The organism is Staphylococcus sp. HMSC056G08, from assembly GCF_001812305.1.
In the GTDB taxonomy this organism is placed as follows: domain Bacteria; phylum Bacillota; class Bacilli; order Staphylococcales; family Staphylococcaceae; genus Staphylococcus; species Staphylococcus simulans.
The window spans coordinates 1-822 of record NZ_KV808473.1; the positions used below are offsets into that span (position 1 = coordinate 1).

Consider the following 822-nt stretch of genomic DNA (forward strand, 5'->3'; position numbering starts at 1 on the left):
GGTGTAAAGGGGTTTGTGATTGATGCAAGCCCTACACGCATCACTGCAATCGTTGCTAGAGAGGATTATTTGAATAATAGGAGGAAATGGGATGAAACCTAAATTCAGAGCGTGGGATTCGTTAGAAAATAAAATGAGATATGACATAGGCGTTATTGAATTTAATGCATTCGATAAAAACGTTAGTGCATTAGCTTTTAATCATCACCTTGACGACACGGGTTACGGGGAAGTTGATAACTCGCAATCTGAATATTACGATGCCCTTTGTTTTAAACTAATGCAGTACACTGGTCTGAAAGACAAAAACGGTACAGAGATTTATGAAGGGGATATTATCGACAAAGGTTATTTAAATGGAGTTCACGATGAAATTGGTGTAGTTACATTTGGTACTGGCTTTGACAGTGACGGTTCCCAATCTGAAAGTTGGTTAGGTTGGGTGACAGATAAAGGTTCGTCAGTTCTTGATGTCCATGAAAAATGTGAGGTAATTGGTAATGTATTTGAAAATAAAAATTTATTAAGTGAGGATGATATTGAGTGAAACCACGTGACTATGAGAAGGCTTGGCATACGCTGAAAGAAAAGATGCTGTCAGATTACGTGAAAACACATAAAGCAGTTGAAAAGATTATTAAGCCTAATAATCAGTACCACTTATTCCAAGTGGCGAATGCAATGGTAGGTAAAAATGAATTGCAAAGATTGTTAGAGGTCATGGACTACTTAGATGAAACAAATGAGTTCAGTAATTTACTACATGATCTAGAGAGGGGCAGTGAGTGATGAAATACAAATACATGGAAAAACAAGTAGAAG

2 protein-coding genes are annotated in these 822 nt (G+C 36.9%); both read left to right on the forward strand.

What is annotated here, in order from left to right:
* The first annotated feature begins 91 nt into the window (after positions 1 to 91).
* Entirely contained in the window at positions 92 to 547 is a 456-nt protein-coding gene (locus HMPREF2846_RS07095) for a YopX family protein (RefSeq protein ID WP_070626323.1), read from the forward strand.
* The gene (locus HMPREF2846_RS07100) at positions 544 to 789 is read left to right on the forward strand and encodes a hypothetical protein (protein WP_060804561.1); all 246 of its coding nucleotides are present in this window, start codon (positions 544 to 546) and stop codon (positions 787 to 789) included. The genes HMPREF2846_RS07095 and HMPREF2846_RS07100 overlap by 4 nt, the downstream gene beginning before the upstream one ends.
* Positions 790 to 822 lie beyond the last annotated feature (33 nt).